This window comes from Streptomyces sp. NPDC004721 (assembly GCF_053601495.1).
Window position 1 is genome coordinate 92,614 of record NZ_JBSGBZ010000026.1, and the last position, 16,997, is coordinate 109,610.

General features: G+C 71.1%; 16 protein-coding genes and 1 pseudogene. 8 read left to right on the forward strand and 9 right to left on the reverse strand.

Going from position 1 to position 16,997, the window contains the following annotated elements; all coding sequences use genetic code 11:
- Positions 1-117: 117 nt before the first annotated feature.
- The 3 genes from ACWEK3_RS23980 to ACWEK3_RS23990 are packed head-to-tail and all read right to left on the reverse strand — an operon-like array spanning position 118 to position 2,892.
- Positions 118-1,482, reverse strand: coding sequence for a GH1 family beta-glucosidase (locus tag ACWEK3_RS23980; protein WP_450543007.1), 1,365 nt, complete (start codon positions 1,480-1,482; stop codon positions 118-120).
- A gap of 46 nt (positions 1,483-1,528) precedes the next feature.
- The gene (locus tag ACWEK3_RS23985; protein WP_361408666.1) at positions 1,529-1,795 is read right to left on the reverse strand and encodes a protealysin inhibitor emfourin; all 267 of its coding nucleotides are present in this window, start codon (positions 1,793-1,795) and stop codon (positions 1,529-1,531) included.
- 20 nt (positions 1,796-1,815) lie between these two features.
- Positions 1,816-2,892: a M4 family metallopeptidase gene (locus ACWEK3_RS23990; RefSeq protein WP_453250558.1), complete on the reverse strand. Its 1,077-nt coding sequence runs from the start codon at positions 2,890-2,892 to the stop codon at positions 1,816-1,818.
- Between the two features lie 384 nt (positions 2,893-3,276).
- Here ACWEK3_RS23990 and leuA point away from each other — a divergent pair, with 384 nt between their 5' ends.
- The 3 genes from leuA (at position 3,277) to ACWEK3_RS24005 (ending at position 6,430) form a co-directional block, all read left to right on the forward strand.
- Positions 3,277-5,007 carry a 2-isopropylmalate synthase gene (gene leuA, locus ACWEK3_RS23995; protein WP_384430050.1) on the forward strand — a complete coding sequence of 577 codons (1,731 nt, stop codon included), beginning with the start codon at positions 3,277-3,279 and terminating at the stop codon, positions 5,005-5,007.
- Positions 5,008-5,202: 195 nt separating this feature from the next.
- Positions 5,203-5,901 carry a TerB family tellurite resistance protein gene (locus tag ACWEK3_RS24000; RefSeq protein WP_453250559.1) on the forward strand — a complete coding sequence of 233 codons (699 nt, stop codon included), beginning with the start codon at positions 5,203-5,205 and terminating at the stop codon, positions 5,899-5,901.
- Positions 5,902-5,965: 64 nt separating this feature from the next.
- Positions 5,966-6,430 carry a protein-tyrosine phosphatase family protein gene (locus tag ACWEK3_RS24005; RefSeq protein ID WP_453250560.1) on the forward strand — a complete coding sequence of 155 codons (465 nt, stop codon included), beginning with the start codon at positions 5,966-5,968 and terminating at the stop codon, positions 6,428-6,430.
- A gap of 77 nt (positions 6,431-6,507) precedes the next feature.
- Here ACWEK3_RS24005 and bla read toward each other — a convergent pair.
- A pseudogene (gene bla / locus ACWEK3_RS24010) lies at positions 6,508-7,398 on the reverse strand (class A beta-lactamase); the annotation flags it as partial.
- Positions 7,399-7,564: 166 nt separating this feature from the next.
- Here bla and recO point away from each other — a divergent pair.
- Both recO and ACWEK3_RS24020 read left to right on the forward strand, forming a co-directional pair.
- Positions 7,565-8,311: a DNA repair protein RecO gene (gene recO, locus ACWEK3_RS24015; RefSeq protein ID WP_450543015.1), complete on the forward strand. Its 747-nt coding sequence runs from the start codon at positions 7,565-7,567 to the stop codon at positions 8,309-8,311.
- Positions 8,312-8,366: 55 nt separating this feature from the next.
- Positions 8,367-9,200 (forward strand): isoprenyl transferase, encoded by an 834-nt coding sequence (locus tag ACWEK3_RS24020; protein WP_361408687.1) that lies wholly within the window; start codon positions 8,367-8,369, stop codon positions 9,198-9,200.
- A gap of 108 nt (positions 9,201-9,308) precedes the next feature.
- Here ACWEK3_RS24020 and ACWEK3_RS24025 read toward each other — a convergent pair whose 3' ends face one another.
- From ACWEK3_RS24025 to ACWEK3_RS24040, 4 genes are read right to left on the reverse strand one after another with little or no spacing between them, the layout of a single operon-like run.
- Positions 9,309-9,719 carry a Fur family transcriptional regulator gene (locus ACWEK3_RS24025; RefSeq protein ID WP_361408690.1) on the reverse strand — a complete coding sequence of 137 codons (411 nt, stop codon included), beginning with the start codon at positions 9,717-9,719 and terminating at the stop codon, positions 9,309-9,311.
- 58 nt (positions 9,720-9,777) lie between these two features.
- Positions 9,778-10,680 carry a metal ABC transporter permease gene (locus tag ACWEK3_RS24030; protein ID WP_453250561.1) on the reverse strand — a complete coding sequence of 301 codons (903 nt, stop codon included), beginning with the start codon at positions 10,678-10,680 and terminating at the stop codon, positions 9,778-9,780.
- Complete coding sequence (locus ACWEK3_RS24035; RefSeq protein WP_453250562.1) at positions 10,680-11,465, reverse strand: metal ABC transporter ATP-binding protein; 786 nt, start codon at positions 11,463-11,465, stop codon at positions 10,680-10,682. Before ACWEK3_RS24035 ends, ACWEK3_RS24030 begins: the two co-directional genes overlap by 1 nt.
- 17 nt (positions 11,466-11,482) lie before the next feature.
- Entirely contained in the window at positions 11,483-12,442 is a 960-nt protein-coding gene (locus ACWEK3_RS24040; RefSeq protein ID WP_453250563.1) for a metal ABC transporter substrate-binding protein, read from the reverse strand.
- Between the two features lie 173 nt (positions 12,443-12,615).
- Between ACWEK3_RS24040 and ACWEK3_RS24045 the strand changes: the two genes are divergently transcribed.
- Complete coding sequence (locus ACWEK3_RS24045; RefSeq protein ID WP_390723986.1) at positions 12,616-13,998, forward strand: glycine--tRNA ligase; 1,383 nt, start codon at positions 12,616-12,618, stop codon at positions 13,996-13,998.
- Positions 13,999-14,075: 77 nt separating this feature from the next.
- Here the strand turns inward: ACWEK3_RS24045 and ACWEK3_RS24050 are convergent, their stop codons facing one another.
- On the reverse strand, positions 14,076-15,137 hold the full coding sequence (locus tag ACWEK3_RS24050) for a chitinase (protein ID WP_453250564.1): 1,062 nt from the start codon (positions 15,135-15,137) through the stop codon (positions 14,076-14,078).
- Between the two features lie 217 nt (positions 15,138-15,354).
- Between ACWEK3_RS24050 and ACWEK3_RS24055 the strand changes: the two genes are divergently transcribed.
- Together ACWEK3_RS24055 and ACWEK3_RS24060 are read left to right on the forward strand one after the other, a co-directional pair.
- Positions 15,355-16,371, forward strand: a complete 1,017-nt coding sequence (locus ACWEK3_RS24055; RefSeq protein WP_453250565.1) for an aldo/keto reductase — start codon at positions 15,355-15,357, stop codon at positions 16,369-16,371.
- 26 nt (positions 16,372-16,397) lie between these two features.
- The gene (locus ACWEK3_RS24060; protein WP_141361121.1) at positions 16,398-16,988 is read left to right on the forward strand and encodes a TetR family transcriptional regulator; all 591 of its coding nucleotides are present in this window, start codon (positions 16,398-16,400) and stop codon (positions 16,986-16,988) included.
- Positions 16,989-16,997 lie beyond the last annotated feature (9 nt).

Below are 16,997 nucleotides of genomic sequence, written 5' to 3' on the forward strand. Positions count from 1 at the left end.
TCCTCGTCACGGCCGCACAAGTATGGGCGGCCTCGCGCTTCCAGGGTACGACGGGGGAGTGACAACGCCGTAGGGCTTTTCGGTGGCCTCCGTGACCCCGGTGACCCCTGAGCGGGATCAGTCCGGCACGGGGGACGCGCCGGCCGCCGTCCCGGCCCCCCGCTGGGCCCGCAGCAGGTCCCGGAACCAGCGGTAGGACGCCTTCGGGGTGCGCTCCAGGGTCTCGTAGTCGACGTGCACCAGGCCGAACCGGCGGGCGAGGCCTTCCGCCCACTCCCAGTTGTCCAGCAGCGACCACACGAAGTAGCCGCGCACGTCCACGCCCGCCTCCAGGGCCCGGTGCAGGGCGCGGATGTGGCCGTCCAGGTAGGCGATGCGGTCCTGGTCGTCGAGGCCCTCGTAGGAGCACCCGTTCTCGGTGATGACGACGGGCGGGAGCCGGTCGCCGTAGCGGTCGCGGAAGCCGGTCAGCAGCTCGGTCAGCCCCTCCGGGATCACGGGCCAGCCGAAGTCCGTGACCGGGCGGTCCTCGATCTCCCGTACCGAGAAGGGCAGTTCGGCGGGCAGGGTGAGACCGCCGAACTCGATCTCCTCGCCGCGCGGAGCGCCCACCCGGGTCGGGGCGTAGTAGTTGACTCCGTACCAGTCCAGGGGCTCCGCGATCACCTTCAGATCCGAGTCGACGTCCTCGGGGGCGCCCGGCATCAGCTCGCCCAGCCCCTCGGGGTACCGGCCGAGCAGCAGCGGGTCGGCGAACAGCCGGTGCAGCAGCAGGTCGTAGAAGCCGGCCGCCTCGATGTCCGCCTGCTCCCCGGACGCCGGCCAGACGGGACTGTGCGAGTTGGCGATGCCGATGTCCGCGGCCCTGGCCGCGCGCAGCGCCCGGACCGCCAGGCCGTGGGCGAGCAGTTGGTGGTGGGCGGCCGGGAGCGCGTCGAACAGCAGCCGCCTCCCCGGTGCGTGCACGCCGAGGGCATGGCCGAGCAGGGTGTGCTCGGCGGGCTCGTTGAGCGTGATCCACTTCGTCACGCGGTCGCCCAGGCGCTCGGCGACCACCGACACATGGTCGGCGAACCGCGCGGCCGTGTCCCGGTCCAGCCAGTCCAGCCGGGCCGGCAGGTCCCAGTGGAAGAGGGTCGGGACCGGGCGGACGCCGGCCGCGCACAGCTCGTCGACCAGGCGGTCGTAGAAGTCCAGGCCGCCGCGGGCGTTCACCCGGGGCCAGGAGACGGAGAAGCGGTACGCGTCCACGCCGAGGCCGGCCAGCAGCGCCACGTCCTCGGGGTGGCGGTGGTAGTGGTCGCAGGCCACCGCGGCCGTCGAGCCGTCCTTGACCCGCCCCGGCTCGGCCGAGAACGTGTCCCACACGGACGGCTCGCGCCGGTCGGCCGCCCCCTCGATCTGGTGGGCCGAGGTCGACACGCCCCACAGGAAGCCGGCCGGGAACCGGGGTATCGGGTTCGTCGCCATGGGCGGGATCATCCTTACCGCTGGTAACGGAAGTCAACGCCCGGGCGGCAAAAGGACCTCACGCGCCTTCCTTGAGCACGCGGGAGATGAGCTCGCGCTGCTCCCCGGTCAGCCGGGGATCGGCCGCGTACACCGTCCGGCCGTCCACGGTGATCTCGTAGCTGAAGCCGTCGGGCACCCCGGCCGGCGGCGCGGCCTTGCCGGCGGCCAGCGCCCGCTCGGCCAGGTCCCGCCACTGCGGGGCGTCGGGCCGCCCCGAGACGTCCACCTCGGCGCGGCGCTCGATGCCCGCGAACCCTCCTGTGCGCCTCACTCGAATCCGCATGGTCCGTGTCTAGTACGGAACTAGAGCGTCCGCACCCCCACCTGCTCCCAGGCCTTCCGTACGGCCTCGAGTTCGCCGCCGTCGGTGCCGTACCGCTCCCGTGCGGCCCGTACGGTGAGCGTGGCGAAGTCCGTGAACTGCGCGTCCTCGTGCAGCTCGCCGCCGGTCAGCACGTCGTACCAGAGCTGCCCCGCCTTCTCCCAGGCGCGGCCGCCGAGCGCGGTGGCGACCAGGTAGAAGGCGTGGTTGGGGATGCCGGAGTTGATGTGCACGCCGCCGTTGTCGCTGCCGGTGTGGACGTAGTGGTCCATGTCGGCGGGCTGCGGGTCCTTGCCGAGCACGTCGTCGTCGTACGCCGTGCCGGGCGCCTTCATGGAGCGCAGCGCGGTGCCGCTGACGCCCGGGGCCAGCAGCCCGGCGCCGATCAGCCAGTCGGCCTCGGTGGCGGTCTGGCCGAACGTGTACTGCTTGATCAGCGAGCCGAAGACGTCGGAGAGCGACTCGTTGAGCGCGCCGGACTGCCCGAAGTAGGCCAGGTTGGCGGTGTGCTGGGTGACGCCGTGGGTCAGCTCGTGGCCGATGACGTCGACCGGGATGGTGAAGTCCAGGAAGATCTCGCCGTCGCCGTCGCCGAACACCATCTGCTCGCCGTTCCAGAAGGCGTTGTTGTAGTTCTCGTCGTAGTGCACGGTGGCGTCCAGCGGCAGGCCGCTGCCGTCGATCGAGTCGCGCCGGTAGGCCGTGAGGTACAGCTCGAAGGTGGCTCCGAGACCGGCGTAGGCGCGGTTGACCGTGGCGTCCCCGCCGGGCTCCTCGCCCTCGCCGCGCACCTTCCTCCCGGGCAGGTCGGTGCCGTGCCGGGCGTCGTAGACGGTGCGGTGCGGCTGCCCGTCCCGCTTGCCCGAGGGCGCGGCGACGGCGGGCGCGCCGATGACGGTGGTCAGCCGCCGCCGGGTGCGCTCGAAGGCGTCGCGTTCCAGGGTCCGGCGGGCGGGTCCGGAGAGCGCGGGGTCGTCGCTGCGGGCGAGGCGGTCGAGGACGTGGGGCGGCACGATGGTGCAGAAGACGGGCTCGAAGCCCCCGTTGGTCGTCGGCATACCCGGCACACTTGCACTGTGTGGTCGCCCTGTCACCACCCGCAACCATGATTGGTGAAATATCGGGGCAAGGGGTCCGCCCTTCCGTCGCGCAGTGATAGGTGCCCGTGGCGGAGCGACAGAGGGTCGGGAGGTGGCGTCGGTGACATCGCGCACGTTTTGCCCTGTTTGCCCCTTCGGTTTCGCATACTGGGACGGGCCCGCGCATCCGTCGCGGCTCGGCTAGGCTGCGCAGCATCATGCGTTTCGGGCTGCTTCTCCTTAGCTGCCGCGGCGAGGGCCTGTAGTCGAGGCCGACCCCCTCCCCGCGGAGTTCGGCGTTGCGCCGTCGGCCGTTCTCCGGCACCCGCGGACCCGCGGACTTTTCGAGGAGCCCACGCAAACATGGTCAACCGCCAGCAGCCCAGTTCCATGCCGATCAACAAGTACGGCCGCTACGAGCAGGTCGACATCCCCGACCGCACCTGGCCCGGCCGGCGGATCACCGCCGCCCCCCGCTGGCTCTCCACCGACCTGCGCGACGGCAACCAGGCCCTGATCGACCCGATGTCGCCCGAGCGCAAGCGCCGGATGTTCGACCAGCTGGTCAAGATGGGCTACAAGGAGATCGAGGTCGGCTTCCCGGCCTCGGGCCAGACCGACTTCGACTTCGTGCGCTCGATCATCGAGGAAGAGGGCGCGATCCCCGAGGACGTCACGATCTCCGTACTGACCCAGGCCCGTGAGGACCTGATCGAGCGGACCGTGGAGTCCCTGAAGGGCGCCCGGCGCGCCACCGTCCACCTCTACAACGCCACCGCCCCGGTCTTCCGCCGGGTCGTCTTCCGCGGCTCCAGGGACGACATCAAGCAGATCGCCGTCGACGGCACCCGCCTGGTGATGGAGTACGCCGAGAAACTGCTGGGCCCCGAAGCCGATGGCACGGCGTTCGGCTACCAGTACAGCCCGGAGATCTTCACCGACACCGAGCTGGACTTCGCCCTGGAGGTCTGCGAGGCGGTGATGGACGTGTACCAGCCGGGCCCGGGCCGCGAGATCATCCTCAACCTGCCCGCCACGGTGGAGCGTTCGACGCCGTCGACGCACGCGGACCGCTTCGAGTGGATGCACCGCAACCTGTCCCGCCGCGAGTACGTCTGCCTGTCCGTCCACCCGCACAACGACCGCGGTACGGCCGTCGCCGCCGCCGAGCTGGCGCTGATGGCCGGCGCCGACCGCGTCGAGGGCTGCCTGTTCGGGCAGGGCGAGCGCACCGGCAACGTCGACCTGGTCACCCTGGGCATGAACCTGTTCTCGCAGGGCGTCGACCCGCAGATCGACTTCTCCGACATCGACGAGATCCGCCGTACGTGGGAGTACTGCAACCAGATGGAGGTCCACCCGCGCCACCCGTACGTGGGCGACCTGGTCTACACGTCCTTCTCCGGCTCCCACCAGGACGCCATCAAGAAGGGCTTCGACGCCATGGAGGCCGACGCGAAGGCCAAGGGCGTCACGGTCGACGACATCGAGTGGGCGGTGCCGTACCTGCCCATCGACCCCAAGGACGTCGGCCGCTCCTACGAGGCCGTCATCCGCGTCAACTCGCAGTCCGGCAAGGGCGGTGTCGCCTACGTCCTGAAGAACGACCACAAGCTGGACCTGCCGCGCCGGATGCAGATCGAGTTCTCGAAGATCATCCAGGCGAAGACGGACGCCGAGGGCGGCGAGGTCACGCCGAAGGAGATCTGGGCGGCCTTCCAGGACGAGTACCTGCCGATCCCGGAGAACCCCTGGGGCCGCATCCAGGTCAGGACCGGCCAGTCGACGACGGACACCGACGGGGTCGACACCCTCACCGTCGAGGCCACCGTCGATGGCGAGGACACCGTCCTGACCGGCTCCGGCAACGGTCCGATCTCGGCCTTCTTCGACGCCCTGCACTCCATCGGCGTCGACGTACGCCTGCTGGACTACCAGGAGCACACGATGAGCGAGGGCGCCTCCGCCCAGGCCGCCTCGTACATCGAGTGCGCGATCGACGACAAGGTTCTGTGGGGGATCGGCATCGATGCGAACACGACACGTGCGTCGCTGAAGGCGGTCGTCTCGGCCGTCAACCGCGCGGCGCGCTGATCGCTCTGACCGGCGCTTTCGGGGCCCCGGCCGCCTGCTGAGGCGGTCGGGGCCCCGTCGTGTGCCCGGCGAGTATCGGCCAGTCTGCGGCGCAGGTCACGGAAAGGTCTCCTCCGGGGTGCTGACTACACCTCGACAATGTGGCTAACATCACGCCAGTGCGGCGATGTTGCCGTGCCGTTACGGAGGTGGGACGTGCTGCCAGTACGGGGACAAAACGGCCGTGTCACCAGGCTTGCCCGACTGCTGGGCACCCGTACCGCGTGGACGCCGGTCGGCGACGGAGAGTTCTTCTGCCCCGGCTGCGGCGGGGACCGCAACTACCAGCGGCTGAGCGGGCGTCGGCGCTTCACCGTCCTCGGCGTACCGCTGCTGCCGCGCGGGACGACCGGGCCGGTCGTCGAGTGCGCCGCCTGCGGCGGCCACTTCGGCACGGACGTCCTGGACCATCCGACGACCACCCGCTTCTCCGCGATGCTCCGCGACGCCGTGCACACCGTCGCCCTGGCGGTGCTGTCCGCGGGCGGAACCGGCACCCGTACGGCCCTGGAGACCGCCGCGGCCACCGTCCGCGCGGCCGGCCTGGCCGACTGCACCGAGGAGCAACTGGCCGCTCTGGTCGAGGCGTTGGCCGCGGACACCGGGCGCGCCTACGACGACCAGCCGTGCGGTGCGGGTCTGGCCATAGAGCTGCACGAGGCCCTCGATCCGCTCGCCCCGCACCTGGCCCCCGCGGGCCGGGAGTCGATGCTCCTCCAGGCCGCCCGCATCGCCCTGGCCGACGGCCCCTACACCCCCGCCGAACACGACACCCTCAGCACCGTCGGCGCGGCCCTGACCATCTGCACCGACGACGTGACCCGCCTCCTGACGGAGGCCCGCACACCGTCGTGAGGCGGCCCTCGCCGTGTAGGGTCACCGCGCCGCTGGAGACAGGCCGGAAGGGGGACGCGGCGCCATGAACGAGGAGCGCACCACCGGACACGAGAAGCCGTGGAACGAGCGGACCCCGGGCGTCCTGCGGCTGCCGTCCGGACGGCTGGTGCGGGGCAGAGGCCTGCGCCGCGCCCTCGACCTGTCGGCGCAGGCCCCGTCGTACGGCGTCTACCTCCTCGGCGAGCAGCCGCCCGCGACGCCCTGGGCGTCCCGCTGGCTGCGCTGGCCGGACTTCCGCCTCCCGGCGGACCGTGAGGCGGCCCGCACGGTGCTCACGGACGCCTGGACCCGCGCCGCCACCGAACGCGTCGAACTCGCCTGCGCCGGCGGCCGCGGCCGCACCGGCACGGCCCTGGCCTGCCTCGCGGTCCTCGACGGCGTACCGGCCGGCGAGGCCGTCGCCTACGTCAGAACGCACTACGACCGGCACGCGGTGGAGACACCGTGGCAGAAGCGGTACGTACGGCACTTCACACCACCGCGGTGACCGGCGATGCGGCTGCCGCCGTCGCCCGCAGCCGCGGCGAGGTGCCCTGAGCGCCGTGCCTGTCCCAGTGCCTCCGCCGCAGCCGCGGCGGCGGCCCGGGCCACGAGGGCGTCGTCGTGCGGGGCGTCCTGGGCCGGTTTGGTCGAGAGCACGGCCAGGACCACGGGGGAACCGGACCCGGTCCACGCGACGCCCACGTCGTTGGTGGTGCCGTGGGCACCGGAGCCCGTCTTGTCCGCGACCGTCCAGGTCGGTGGCAGGCCCGCGCGGAAGCGGTTCGCGCTGGTGGTGTTGTTCAGCAGCCAGTGCGTCAGCAGCCGGCGGTCGGGACGGTTCAGCGCGTCCCCGAGGACGAGACGGGCGTAGGTGCGGCCGATCGCGCGCGGGCTCGTGGTGTCCGTGAGCCGCCAGGGCTCGGCGGTGTTGAGGTCCGGCTCCCAGCGGTCCAGGCGGGTCACCGGGTCGCCGAGCGTACGGGCGAAGCGGGTGATGGCCGCAGGGCCGCCGAGCTCGCGCAGGAGCAGGTTGCCGGCGGTGTTGTCGCTGAAGCGGATGGCGACGTCGGCGAGTTCGACGATGGTCATGCCCGTGGCCAGGTGCGCACGGGTCTGGTCGGAGCCTTCCGGCACCAGGTCGGCCTCGGTGTAGTGGACGCGGCGCGAGAGGACCTCGCCGTGGCGGTCCAGGTCCCGCAGGACCGCTGCCGCCGCCAGGGTCTTGAACACCGAGCACATCGGGAAGCGTTCGTCGGCGCGGTACCGGACGGTCCGGCCGGTGGCGGGGTCGTGGGCGAACACGCCCAGCCGGGCGCCGTGCCTCCGCTCCAGGGCGCGCAGGCGCGCGGTGGTGTCGTCGTCCGGCAGGGCGTGCGCGGGCGTGGCCGTGGCGGCCGCCGTCGCCGCGGCGAGAGCGGCGGCGGTGGTCAGTAAGGCACGTCGGGTCGGGGCGGACTTCCTCGGGGCTCGGATGGCGCTCTCCTCCGGTCGGTGCGGACGCAACGATCGGTCGGTGCGGACTGGGCGATCTCCACAGTGACCGACGCCGCCGGGGGTATCGCGGTTGCGCCGCGCCGGGAGCCGGACCGGGGCGCGGGCGCGGCCACGCCCGCGTCCGCCGTAAGCGACAATGGACTCCATGAGTCTGTTCCGCGACGACGGCATCGTGCTGCGCACCCAGAAGCTGGGTGAGGCGGACCGGATCATCACGTTGCTCACCCGCGGACACGGACGGGTGCGGGCCGTGGCGCGGGGGGTGCGGCGGACGAAGTCGAAGTTCGGGGCCCGGCTCGAACCGTTCTCGCACGTGGACGTGCAGTTCTTCGCTCGGGGCAGTGAGCTGGTGGGGCGGGGGCTGCCGCTGTGCACGCAGAGCGAGACCATCGCCCCCTACGGCGGCGGGATCGTGACCGACTACGCCCGCTACACCGCCGGGACGGCCATGCTGGAGACCGCCGAGCGGTTCACCGACCACGAGGGCGAGCCGGCCGTCCAGCAGTACCTGCTACTGGTGGGCGCCCTGCGCACCCTCGCCCGGGGCGAGCACGCGCCGCACCTCGTGCTCGACGCCTTCCTGCTGCGGTCGCTGGCCGTCAACGGCTACGCGCCCAGCTTCGGCGACTGCGCCCGGTGCGGGATGCCCGGCCCGAACCGCTTCTTCTCGGTGGGCTCCGGCGGCTCGGTCTGCGCCGACTGCCGGGTGCCCGGCAGCGTCGTACCCTCGCCGCAGACGCTCGTGCTGCTCGGCGCGCTGCTCACGGGGGACTGGGCGACCGCGGATGTGTGCGAGCCGCGGTACGCCAGGGAGGGCAGCGGGCTGGTCTCCGCCTACCTGCACTGGCACCTGGAGCGCGGGCTGCGCTCACTTCGGTACGTGGAAAAGTAGTACGCCCACCAAGTAGTACGTCAGTACGTACGAAAGCAAGGGAGACGAGAAGCACATGGCCGTACGCGGGATCCTGGGGCGCCGGCGCCCGGAGTACAGGGCACCCGAGCCGCATCCCTCCGGCGCCCGCGCGCCGAAGCTCCCCGGAGAACTGGTCCCCGAGCATGTGGCGATCGTCATGGACGGGAACGGGCGCTGGGCAAAGGAGCGCGGGCTGCCCCGCACCGAGGGGCACAAGGTCGGTGCCGAGCGGGTGCTGGACGTGTTGCAGGGCGCGATAGAGATCGGCGTCGGCAACATCTCCCTGTACGCCTTCTCCACCGAGAACTGGAAGCGCTCGCCCGACGAGGTGCGCTTCCTGATGAACTTCAACCGCGACTTCATCCGCAAGACCCGCGACCAGCTCGACGAGCTCGGCATCCGGGTGCGCTGGGTGGGCCGTATGCCCAAGCTGTGGAAGTCGGTCGCCAAGGAGCTCCAGGTCGCCCAGGAGCAGACCAAGGACAACGACCGGCTCACGCTGTACTTCTGCATGAACTACGGCGGCCGGGCCGAACTCGCGGACGCGGCCAAGGCGCTCGCGGAGGACGTCAGGGCGGGCCGGCTCGACCCGGCCAAGGTCACCGAGAAGACCATCCAGAAGTACCTGTACTACCCGGACATGCCGGACGTCGACCTGTTCCTGCGCCCGAGCGGGGAGCAGCGTACGTCCAACTACCTGCTCTGGCAGAGCGCGTACGCGGAGATGGTCTTCCAGGACGTCCTGTGGCCCGACTTCGACCGCCGCGACCTGTGGCGGGCCTGCATCGAGTTCGCCTCCCGCGACCGCCGCTTCGGCGGTGCCATCCCGAACGAGGCACTCCTCGCCATGGAGGGCGACGGCGAGTAGAACGAGCCTGTCCGGCGATTGAGGACGAGGCCGTTCAGGCCGAAAGCGGGGGTCTGGGGGCGGCAGCCCCCAGGGCCGGCCACCCCAGACCACCCGCACAGAACAGGCTCAACCTGCGGAGCACTCCGCGCAGGTGCCGAAGATCTCCACCGTGTGGGCGACGTTGACGTAGCCGTGTTCCGCGGCGACCGCCTCCGCCCACTTCTCCACCATCGGCCCCTCCACCTCGACCGCCTTGCCGCAGACGCGGCAGACGAGGTGGTGGTGGTGTTCGCCGGTGGAGCAGCGGCGGTAGACCGACTCGCCGTCGGAGGTGCGCAGTACGTCGACCTCGCCCGCGTCGGCGAGGGACTGAAGGGTGCGGTAGACCGTCGTCAGGCCCACCGAGTCGCCCCTGTGCTTGAGCATGTCGTGGAGTTCCTGCGCGCTGCGGAACTCGTCGACCTCGTCGAGGGCCGCCGCGACAGCGGCACGCTGCCGGGTGGCGCGGCCCTTCACGGGCGGTCCAGCGGTGGTCACCGGTCGGCCTCCTCACGTCTCGCCTGCGGGCCATTGTGCCAGCCCGGGCCGTGCGCGGTCAGGCGCCGGCCCTGTCGCCGGCGGCCCGGGTGGCCGGAATCGCGCACTCCACGGGGTCCCCGGCGGGCCGCGCGGCGGCGAGTGCCCGCGCGCGTCGCCGGGCCAGCGGCGTGGCCAGTACGGTGAGCACGATGAACGCGGCGATGGTGAGCAGCACGATCGTCGCGCCGGGCGGCACGTCCTGGTAGTACGACGTGACCGTGCCGCCGATCGTCACGCCCACCCCGATGGCGACGGCGATCGCGAAGGTCGCGGCGAAGCTGCGGCTGAGCTGCTGGGCGGCGGCCACCGGGACCACCATCAGCGCGCTGACCAGCAACAGCCCGACCACGCGCATCGCGACCGTCACCGTCACCGCCGCCGTGACCGCCGTCAGCAGGTTCAGGGCGCGCACCGGCAGCCCGGTCACCCGGGCGAACTCCTCGTCCTGGCTGACCGCGAACAGCTGGCGGCGCAGGCCCAGGGTGACCAGGACGACGAAGGCGGCCAGCAGGCAGATCGCGGTGACGTCGGACTGCGAGACCGTGGAGAGCGAGCCGAACAGGTACGACGTCAGGTTCGCGTTGGAGCCGCCGGGGGCGAGGTTGATGAACATGACGCCGCCCGCCATGCCGCCGTAGAAGAGCATCGCCAGGGCGATGTCGCCGCGGGTGCGGCCGTACCAGCGGATCAGCTCCATGAGGACCGCGCCCAGGACGGAGACGGCCGTCGCCATCCACACCGGGGAGGTGGACAGCAGGAAGCCCAGGCCGACGCCGGTCATGGCCACGTGGCCGATGCCGTCGCCCATCAGGGCCTGGCGGCGCTGGACGAGGTAGATGCCGACGGCGGGGGCGGTGATGCCGACCAGGACGGCGGCGAGCAGGGCCCGCTGCATGAAGGCGTAGTTCAACAGGTCCATCAGCTCAGCAGTCCCGTGCGGATCGGATCGGCGCCCGAGGCGTCGTGCGGGTGTACGTGGTCGTGGCCGGGCAGGGCGTGCTGGCCCACGGCCTTCGGGGGCGGCCCGTCGTGCAGGACGCAGCCGTCGCGCAGCACCACCGCCCGGTCGATCAGGGGCTCCAGGGGGCCCAGCTCGTGCAGCACGAGCAGCACCGTCGCCCCGGCCGCGACCTGCTCCCTCAGCGTGCTCGCCAGCACCTCCTGGCTGGCCAGGTCGACGCCGGCCATCGGCTCGTCCATGATCAGCAGCTCGGGTGCGGCGGCGAGGGCGCGGGCGATCAGCACGCGCTGGTGCTGACCGCCGGAGAGGGCGTTCACCGAGTCCTTCGCGCGGTCCGCCATGCCGACCAGCTCCAGGGCGTGCCGCACGGCCGCGTGGTCGGCCTTGCGGAAGACCCCGAAGCGCGTGCGGGAGAGCCGGCCCGAGGAGACGATCTCGGTGACGGTCGCCGGGACGCCGCCCGCGGCGGTCGTGCGCTGCGGTACGTAGCCGACGCGCGCCCAGTCGCGGAAGCGGCGGTGCGGGGTGCCGAACAGCTCGATCTCACCGTCGCTCACCGGCACCTGGCCGATGACGCCGCGCACGGCCGTCGACTTGCCGGAGCCGTTGGCGCCGAGCAGCGCGACGACCTCGCCCCGGCGCACGGTGAGGTCGATGCCGCGCAGGACGGGGCGCGAGCCCAGGTCGGCGCGCACACCGCGCAGGGATATGACGGGTTCGGCGGGTTCGCTCCTGACGTCCATGACGCCCTCCGTCGTGCTCACTTGGCGCCCAGGGCCTTCTGCAGCGCCTTGAGGTTGGCATCCATGACCTGGAAGTAGTCGGTGCCCCGGGACTTGTCGGTGATGCCCTCGAGGGGGTCGAGGACGTCGGTCTTCAGGTGTGCGTCCTTGGCGAGGGTCTTCGCGGTCTTGTCGCTGACCAGCGTCTCGTAGAAGACGGTCGTGACCCCGTCGGCCTTCGCCGTCTCCTGGAGGTCCTTCACCCGGGCCGCGCTGGGCTCGGACTCCGGGTCGAGGCCGTTGATGGCCTCCTGGGTCAGGCCGTAGCGCTCGGCGAGGTAGCCGAAGGCGGCGTGGGTGGTGATGAAGACCTTGCTCTTGGCGTCCTTCAGCCCGGTCTCGTACCGGGTGTTGAGCTCGCCGAGCTCCTTGACCAGGGCCGCGGTGTTCTTGCGGTAGTCGGCCGCGTGGTCCGGGTCGCCCTTCTCGAAGGCCTTGCCGACGCCCTCGGCGATCTGCGCGTAGCGCACCGGGTCGAGCCAGACGTGCGGGTCCTTGCCGCCGTGCTCCTCGTCGTGGTGGGCGTCGTGCTCGTCGGCGTGGCCGCCGACGTCGGTGCCGTGCTCCTCCAGTGTGGTCAGGGAGGCGGCGTCGACCTTCGTCCCGATCCCGGACTGGGCGACGGCCTCGTCGACGTTGGGCTGGAGGCCCTTGAGGTAGAGCACCGCGTCGGACTTCTCGAGCTGCACGGTCTGCTGGGCGCTGATCTCCAGTTCGTGCGGCTCCTGGCCGGGCTGGGTGAGACTGGTGACGTGCACGTGGCTCCCGCCGATCCGCTCGGCGAGGAAGGCCATCGGGTAGAAGGACGCGACGACGTCGTACTTCCCGCCGCTGTCGCCGGCCGCGCCGGCGGAGGAGCAGGCTGAGAGCGCTCCGAGGCCGAGAGCGGTGACCGTCAGGGCCGTGGAACCGGATATAAGGCGTCGTCGTACGTTCATGACAGTCATTTTCAACGAAGATGGAAACCGTTGTCAACAAGCCACGTCACAAGCCCGAAAAGGGCCCTTACCCGGCACCGATTTGGTCGAGGGGGAGCCACCGCCGGTACCCTGAAGCATTCGCTCGTGAAGCGTCTCGCTTCGTCGCCCGTCGTCGTAATGAAGAGAGCACCGTGGCCGCCGACAAGATCGACACCATCGTCAGCCTGAGCAAGCGCCGTGGCTTCGTATTCCCCTGCAGTGAGATCTACGGCGGCCAGCGTGCCGCCTGGGACTACGGGCCTCTGGGTGTCGAGCTCAAGGAGAACCTCAAGCGCCAGTGGTGGCGCTACATGGTGACGTCCCGCGAGGACGTGGTCGGCATCGACTCGTCCGTGATCCTGGCGCCCGAGGTCTGGGTCGCCTCCGGTCACGTCGCCACTTTCACGGACCCGCTGACGGAGTGCACCGCCTGCCACAAGCGGTTCCGCGCCGACCACCTGGAAGAGGCCTACGAGGAGAAGAAGGGCCGCGCCCCGGAGAACGGCCTCGCGGACATCAACTGCCCCAACTGCGGCAACAAGGGCCAGTTCACCGAGCCCAAGCAGTTCTCGGGCCTGCTCTCCACCCACCTCGGCCCCACCCAGGACTCCGGCTCCGTCGCCTACCTGCGTCCGGAGACCGCCCAGGGCATCTTCACCAACTTCGCCCAGGTGCAGACCACCTCGCGCCGCAAGCCGCCGTTCGGCATCGCCCAGATGGGCAAGTCGTTCCGGAACGAGATCACGCCGGGCAACTTCATCTTCCGCACCCGCGAGTTCGAGCAGATGGAGATGGAGTTCTTCGTCAAGCCGGGCGAGGACGAGAAGTGGCAGGAGTACTGGATGGAGCAGCGCTGGAACTGGTACACGGGCCTGGGTCTCCGTGAGGAGAACATGCGCTGGTACGAGCACCCGAAGGAGAAGCTCTCCCACTACTCCAAGCGCACCGCCGACATCGAGTACCGCTTCCAGTTCGGCGGCAGCGAGTGGGGCGAGCTGGAGGGTGTCGCCAACCGCACCGACTACGACCTCTCCTCCCACGCCAAGTCCTCCGGCCAGGACCTCTCCTACTTCGACCAGGAGGCCGGCGAGCGCTGGACGCCGTACGTCATCGAGCCGGCGGCCGGTGTCGGGCGCGCGATGCTCGCCTTCCTGCTCGACGCCTACGTCGAGGACGAGGCGCCCAACGCCAAGGGCAAGATGGAGAAGCGCACGGTGCTGCGCCTGGACCACCGCCTGGCCCCGGTGAAGGTCGCGGTGCTGCCCCTGTCGCGCAACCCGGAGCTGTCGCCCAAGGCCAAGGGCCTGGCCCAGGCCCTGCGCCAGAACTGGAACATCGAGTTCGACGACGCCGGCGCCATCGGCCGCCGCTACCGCCGCCAGGACGAGATCGGCACGCCGTACTGCGTCACGGTCGACTTCGACACCCTCGAGGACAACGCGGTCACCGTCCGCGAGCGCGACACCATGAAGCAGGAGCGCGTCTCCCTCGACCAGATCGAGGGCTACCTGGCCGGCCGCCTCGTCGGCTGCTGATCCGGTAACCCGGCAGTCCCTCAGCGCCGGACGGCCGCCGAGACCTCACTCGGCGGCCGTCCGGCGTTCGCCGTTCCTCAACGGCCTTGCAGGGCCTTCACGTTGTCGCCGAAGGTCCAGTTCTTCGACCCGTCCCAGTTGATCGACCAGGTCATCAGGCCCTTCAGGTTCGTGCCGTAGTGGCGCCAGGCCTGGGAGACCAGCGCGGGCGCCATGTGGCCGCCGCCCGCGCCGGGCTGGGCGGGCAGGCCCGGGACCTGCTTGTCGTAGGGGACCTTGATCGTCGTGCCCTGGATCACCAGGCCCTTGGCGAGGCAGTCGGTCTGGGCGGTGAAGCCGGCCACGGTGCCCGCCTGGTAGGAGTCGCCGGAGCAGCCGTACATGCTGCCGTTGTAGTACTGCATGTTCAGCCACCACAGGCGGCCGTTGTCGGCGTACTTCTTGATGATCGGCAGGTACGCGCCCCAGATCGAGCCGTAGGTGACGCTGCCGCCGGTCACGTAAGCGGTCTCCGGCGCCATCGTCAGGCCGAAGTTCGACGGCATCTGCGCGAGGACTCCGTCGATGATGCGGATCAGGTTGGCCTGGGACGCGGACAGCCGGCTGATGTTCCCGCTGCCGGTCAGGCCCGTCTCGATGTCGATGTCGATGCCGTCGAAGTTGTACTTCTTCAGGATTGGGACGATCGTCGCGACGAACCGGTCCGCCACGGCCGGCGAGTTGAGGTCGATACCGGCCGTCGCGCCGCCGATGGACAGCAGGATCGTCTGTCCGGACGCCTTGGCCGCACACATCTCCGCGGGCGTCGCCACCTTCACGCCCGCGTCCATGCCGTCCTCCCACAGGGCCGTTCCGTCGGAGCGGATGACCGGGAAGGCCGCGTTGATCACGTTGTAGCCGTGCGCGGCGATGCGCGAGTCGTTGATCGGTGTCCAGCCGAAGGGTGGATGGACGCCGTTGGCGGAGCCGTCCCAGTTCTCCCAGTAGCCCTGGAGCACCTTGCCGGCGGGCCTGGACTTGACGGCGCACGTGTCGGCGGTGGGGGCGGCCGAGGCAGTGGGGGCCAGGGCGATGGAGAGCTGGGTGAGACAGGCGGTCGCCAGGGCGGCGGCGAGCAGACGCAGTCTGCGGCGGATCATACGGAGCCTCCCGGTGGGGGTGCGGTGAGGTGTCGTAGACATGACAGTGCTCGTGGTCCAGACCTCTCGTCAATAGGTCTGGACCAAACATATGTGGCCGTGAGGGAGGGGGTGACAGGTGACAGCTGACAGATATTGAAATCTGTCAGCTGTCATGCCAGGCTGTTTCGGGGTACCCGTCCCACCCGCACTGCGAGCCCCGAAGGAGTCCTCTCTCATGGACACCCGCCACCTCGGAACCACCGGCCCTCAGGTCTCCTCCCTCGGCCTCGGCTGTATGGGCATGTCCGCGCTGTACGGCGAGGCGGACCGGACCGAGTCCATCGCCACCGTGCACGCCGCCCTCGAAGCGGGCGTGACCCTGCTCGACACCGGCGACTTCTACGCCGTGGGCCACAACGAGATGCTGGTCGGCGAGGCCCTGCGCACCGCCCCCGCGGTCCGCCGCGAACAGGCCCTGCTCAGCGTGAAGTTCGGCGCCCTGCGCGATCCGGACGGCAACTGGGCCGGCTACGACGGCCGTCCGGCCGCCGTGAAGAACTTCGCCGCCTACTCCCTCCAGCGCCTCGGCGTCGACCACATCGACGTCTACCGGATCGCCCGGGTCGACCCGGACGTGCCGATCGAGGAGACGGTCGGCGCCATCGCGGAACTCGTCGAGAAGGGGCACGTCCGGCACATCGGCCTCAGCGAGGTCGGCGCCGACACGATCCGCCGGGCCGCCGCCACCGCGCCGATCTCGGACGTCCAGATCGAGTACTCGCTCGTCTCCCGTGGCGTCGAGGACCGGATCCTGCCCACCGTCCGCGAACTCGGCATCGCCATCACGGCGTACGGGGTGCTCTCGCGCGGTCTGATCTCCGGGCACTTCGCCCGCGACCGGAAGCTCGCCGCGAACGACTTCCGGGCCCATTCACCCCGGTTCCAGGGCGAGAACCTCCAGCACAACCTGGACCTCGTCGAGGCCCTGCGCAAGGTCGCCGAGGGCAAGGGCGTCACGGTCGCGCAGACCGCCATCGCCTGGGTGCTCTCCCAGGGGCCGCGGCACGACACGGTCGTCGTCCCGCTGATCGGCGCCCGCACCCGGGAGCGGCTGGCGGAGGCGCTGGGCGCCACGGCCGTCACGCTGGAGGAGGCCGACCTGGCGGCCATCGAGGAGGCCGTCCCGGCGGACGCGGCCGCGGGCGCGCGCTACCCCGAGGCGCAGATGGCCCACCTGGACAGCGAGAGCTGACCCGGCCGCCGGGTACGGTCTAGGGCATGCCACCCACCACCGAGACCCTGACCGCCGAGCGCATCCTCGAGGCGACCGAGGAGGTGCTGCGCCGCCACGGGCCGGCCAAGGCCACCGTGGTGGACGTGGCCCGCGCGCTCGGTGTCAGCCACGGCAGCGTCTACCGGCACTTCCGCACCAAGGCGGCGCTGCGCGAGGCCGTGACCAAGCGGTGGCTGGACCGCACGTCCGACGCCCTGGCCGGCATCGCCGCCGAGCACCGGGACCCGGAGGCGCGGCTGCGCGACTGGCTGCGGGGGCTGTTCGAGGCCAAGCGCCGCAAGGCGGGCGACGACCCCGAGCTGTTCGCCACGTACTCGGTGCTCACCGGGGAGAACGGCGTGGCGGTCGGCGAGCACATCGCCGATCTGACCGGCCAGCTGACCCGGATCGTCCGGGACGGCGTCGCGGCCGGTGTCTTCACGGCCGCCGACCCGGCCGTCGCGGCCCGGGCCCTGTTTCATGCCACCGGCCGCTTCCACGATCCGGGTCATGCCCGGGAGTGGAAGCGGCCGGCGGTCGAGGAGGAGTTCGAGGCGGTGCTCGAACTGGTGCTGGGCGGGCTACGAGCCCGTTAGCACCGTCGT

What these genes read in the sequence shown, in the direction of transcription:
- ACWEK3_RS23980 (WP_450543007.1), bottom strand. Translation starts at nt 1,482, where the DNA reads ATGATCCCGCCCATGGCGACGAACCCGATACCCCGGTTCCCGGCCGGC.
- ACWEK3_RS23985 (WP_361408666.1), bottom strand. Translation starts at nt 1,795, where the DNA reads ATGCGGATTCGAGTGAGGCGCACAGGAGGGTTCGCGGGCATCGAGCGC.
- ACWEK3_RS23990 (WP_453250558.1), bottom strand. Translation starts at nt 2,892, where the DNA reads ATGCCGACGACCAACGGGGGCTTCGAGCCCGTCTTCTGCACCATCGTG.
- leuA (WP_384430050.1), top strand. Translation starts at nt 3,277, where the DNA reads ATGGTCAACCGCCAGCAGCCCAGTTCCATGCCGATCAACAAGTACGGC.
- ACWEK3_RS24005 (WP_453250560.1), top strand. Translation starts at nt 5,966, where the DNA reads ATGAACGAGGAGCGCACCACCGGACACGAGAAGCCGTGGAACGAGCGG.
- recO (WP_450543015.1), top strand. Translation starts at nt 7,565, where the DNA reads ATGAGTCTGTTCCGCGACGACGGCATCGTGCTGCGCACCCAGAAGCTG.
- ACWEK3_RS24020 (WP_361408687.1), top strand. Translation starts at nt 8,367, where the DNA reads ATGGCCGTACGCGGGATCCTGGGGCGCCGGCGCCCGGAGTACAGGGCA.
- ACWEK3_RS24030 (WP_453250561.1), bottom strand. Translation starts at nt 10,680, where the DNA reads ATGGACCTGTTGAACTACGCCTTCATGCAGCGGGCCCTGCTCGCCGCC.
- ACWEK3_RS24035 (WP_453250562.1), bottom strand. Translation starts at nt 11,465, where the DNA reads ATGGACGTCAGGAGCGAACCCGCCGAACCCGTCATATCCCTGCGCGGT.
- ACWEK3_RS24040 (WP_453250563.1), bottom strand. Translation starts at nt 12,442, where the DNA reads ATGAACGTACGACGACGCCTTATATCCGGTTCCACGGCCCTGACGGTC.
- ACWEK3_RS24050 (WP_453250564.1), bottom strand. Translation starts at nt 15,137, where the DNA reads ATGATCCGCCGCAGACTGCGTCTGCTCGCCGCCGCCCTGGCGACCGCC.
- ACWEK3_RS24055 (WP_453250565.1), top strand. Translation starts at nt 15,355, where the DNA reads ATGGACACCCGCCACCTCGGAACCACCGGCCCTCAGGTCTCCTCCCTC.
- ACWEK3_RS24060 (WP_141361121.1), top strand. Translation starts at nt 16,398, where the DNA reads ATGCCACCCACCACCGAGACCCTGACCGCCGAGCGCATCCTCGAGGCG.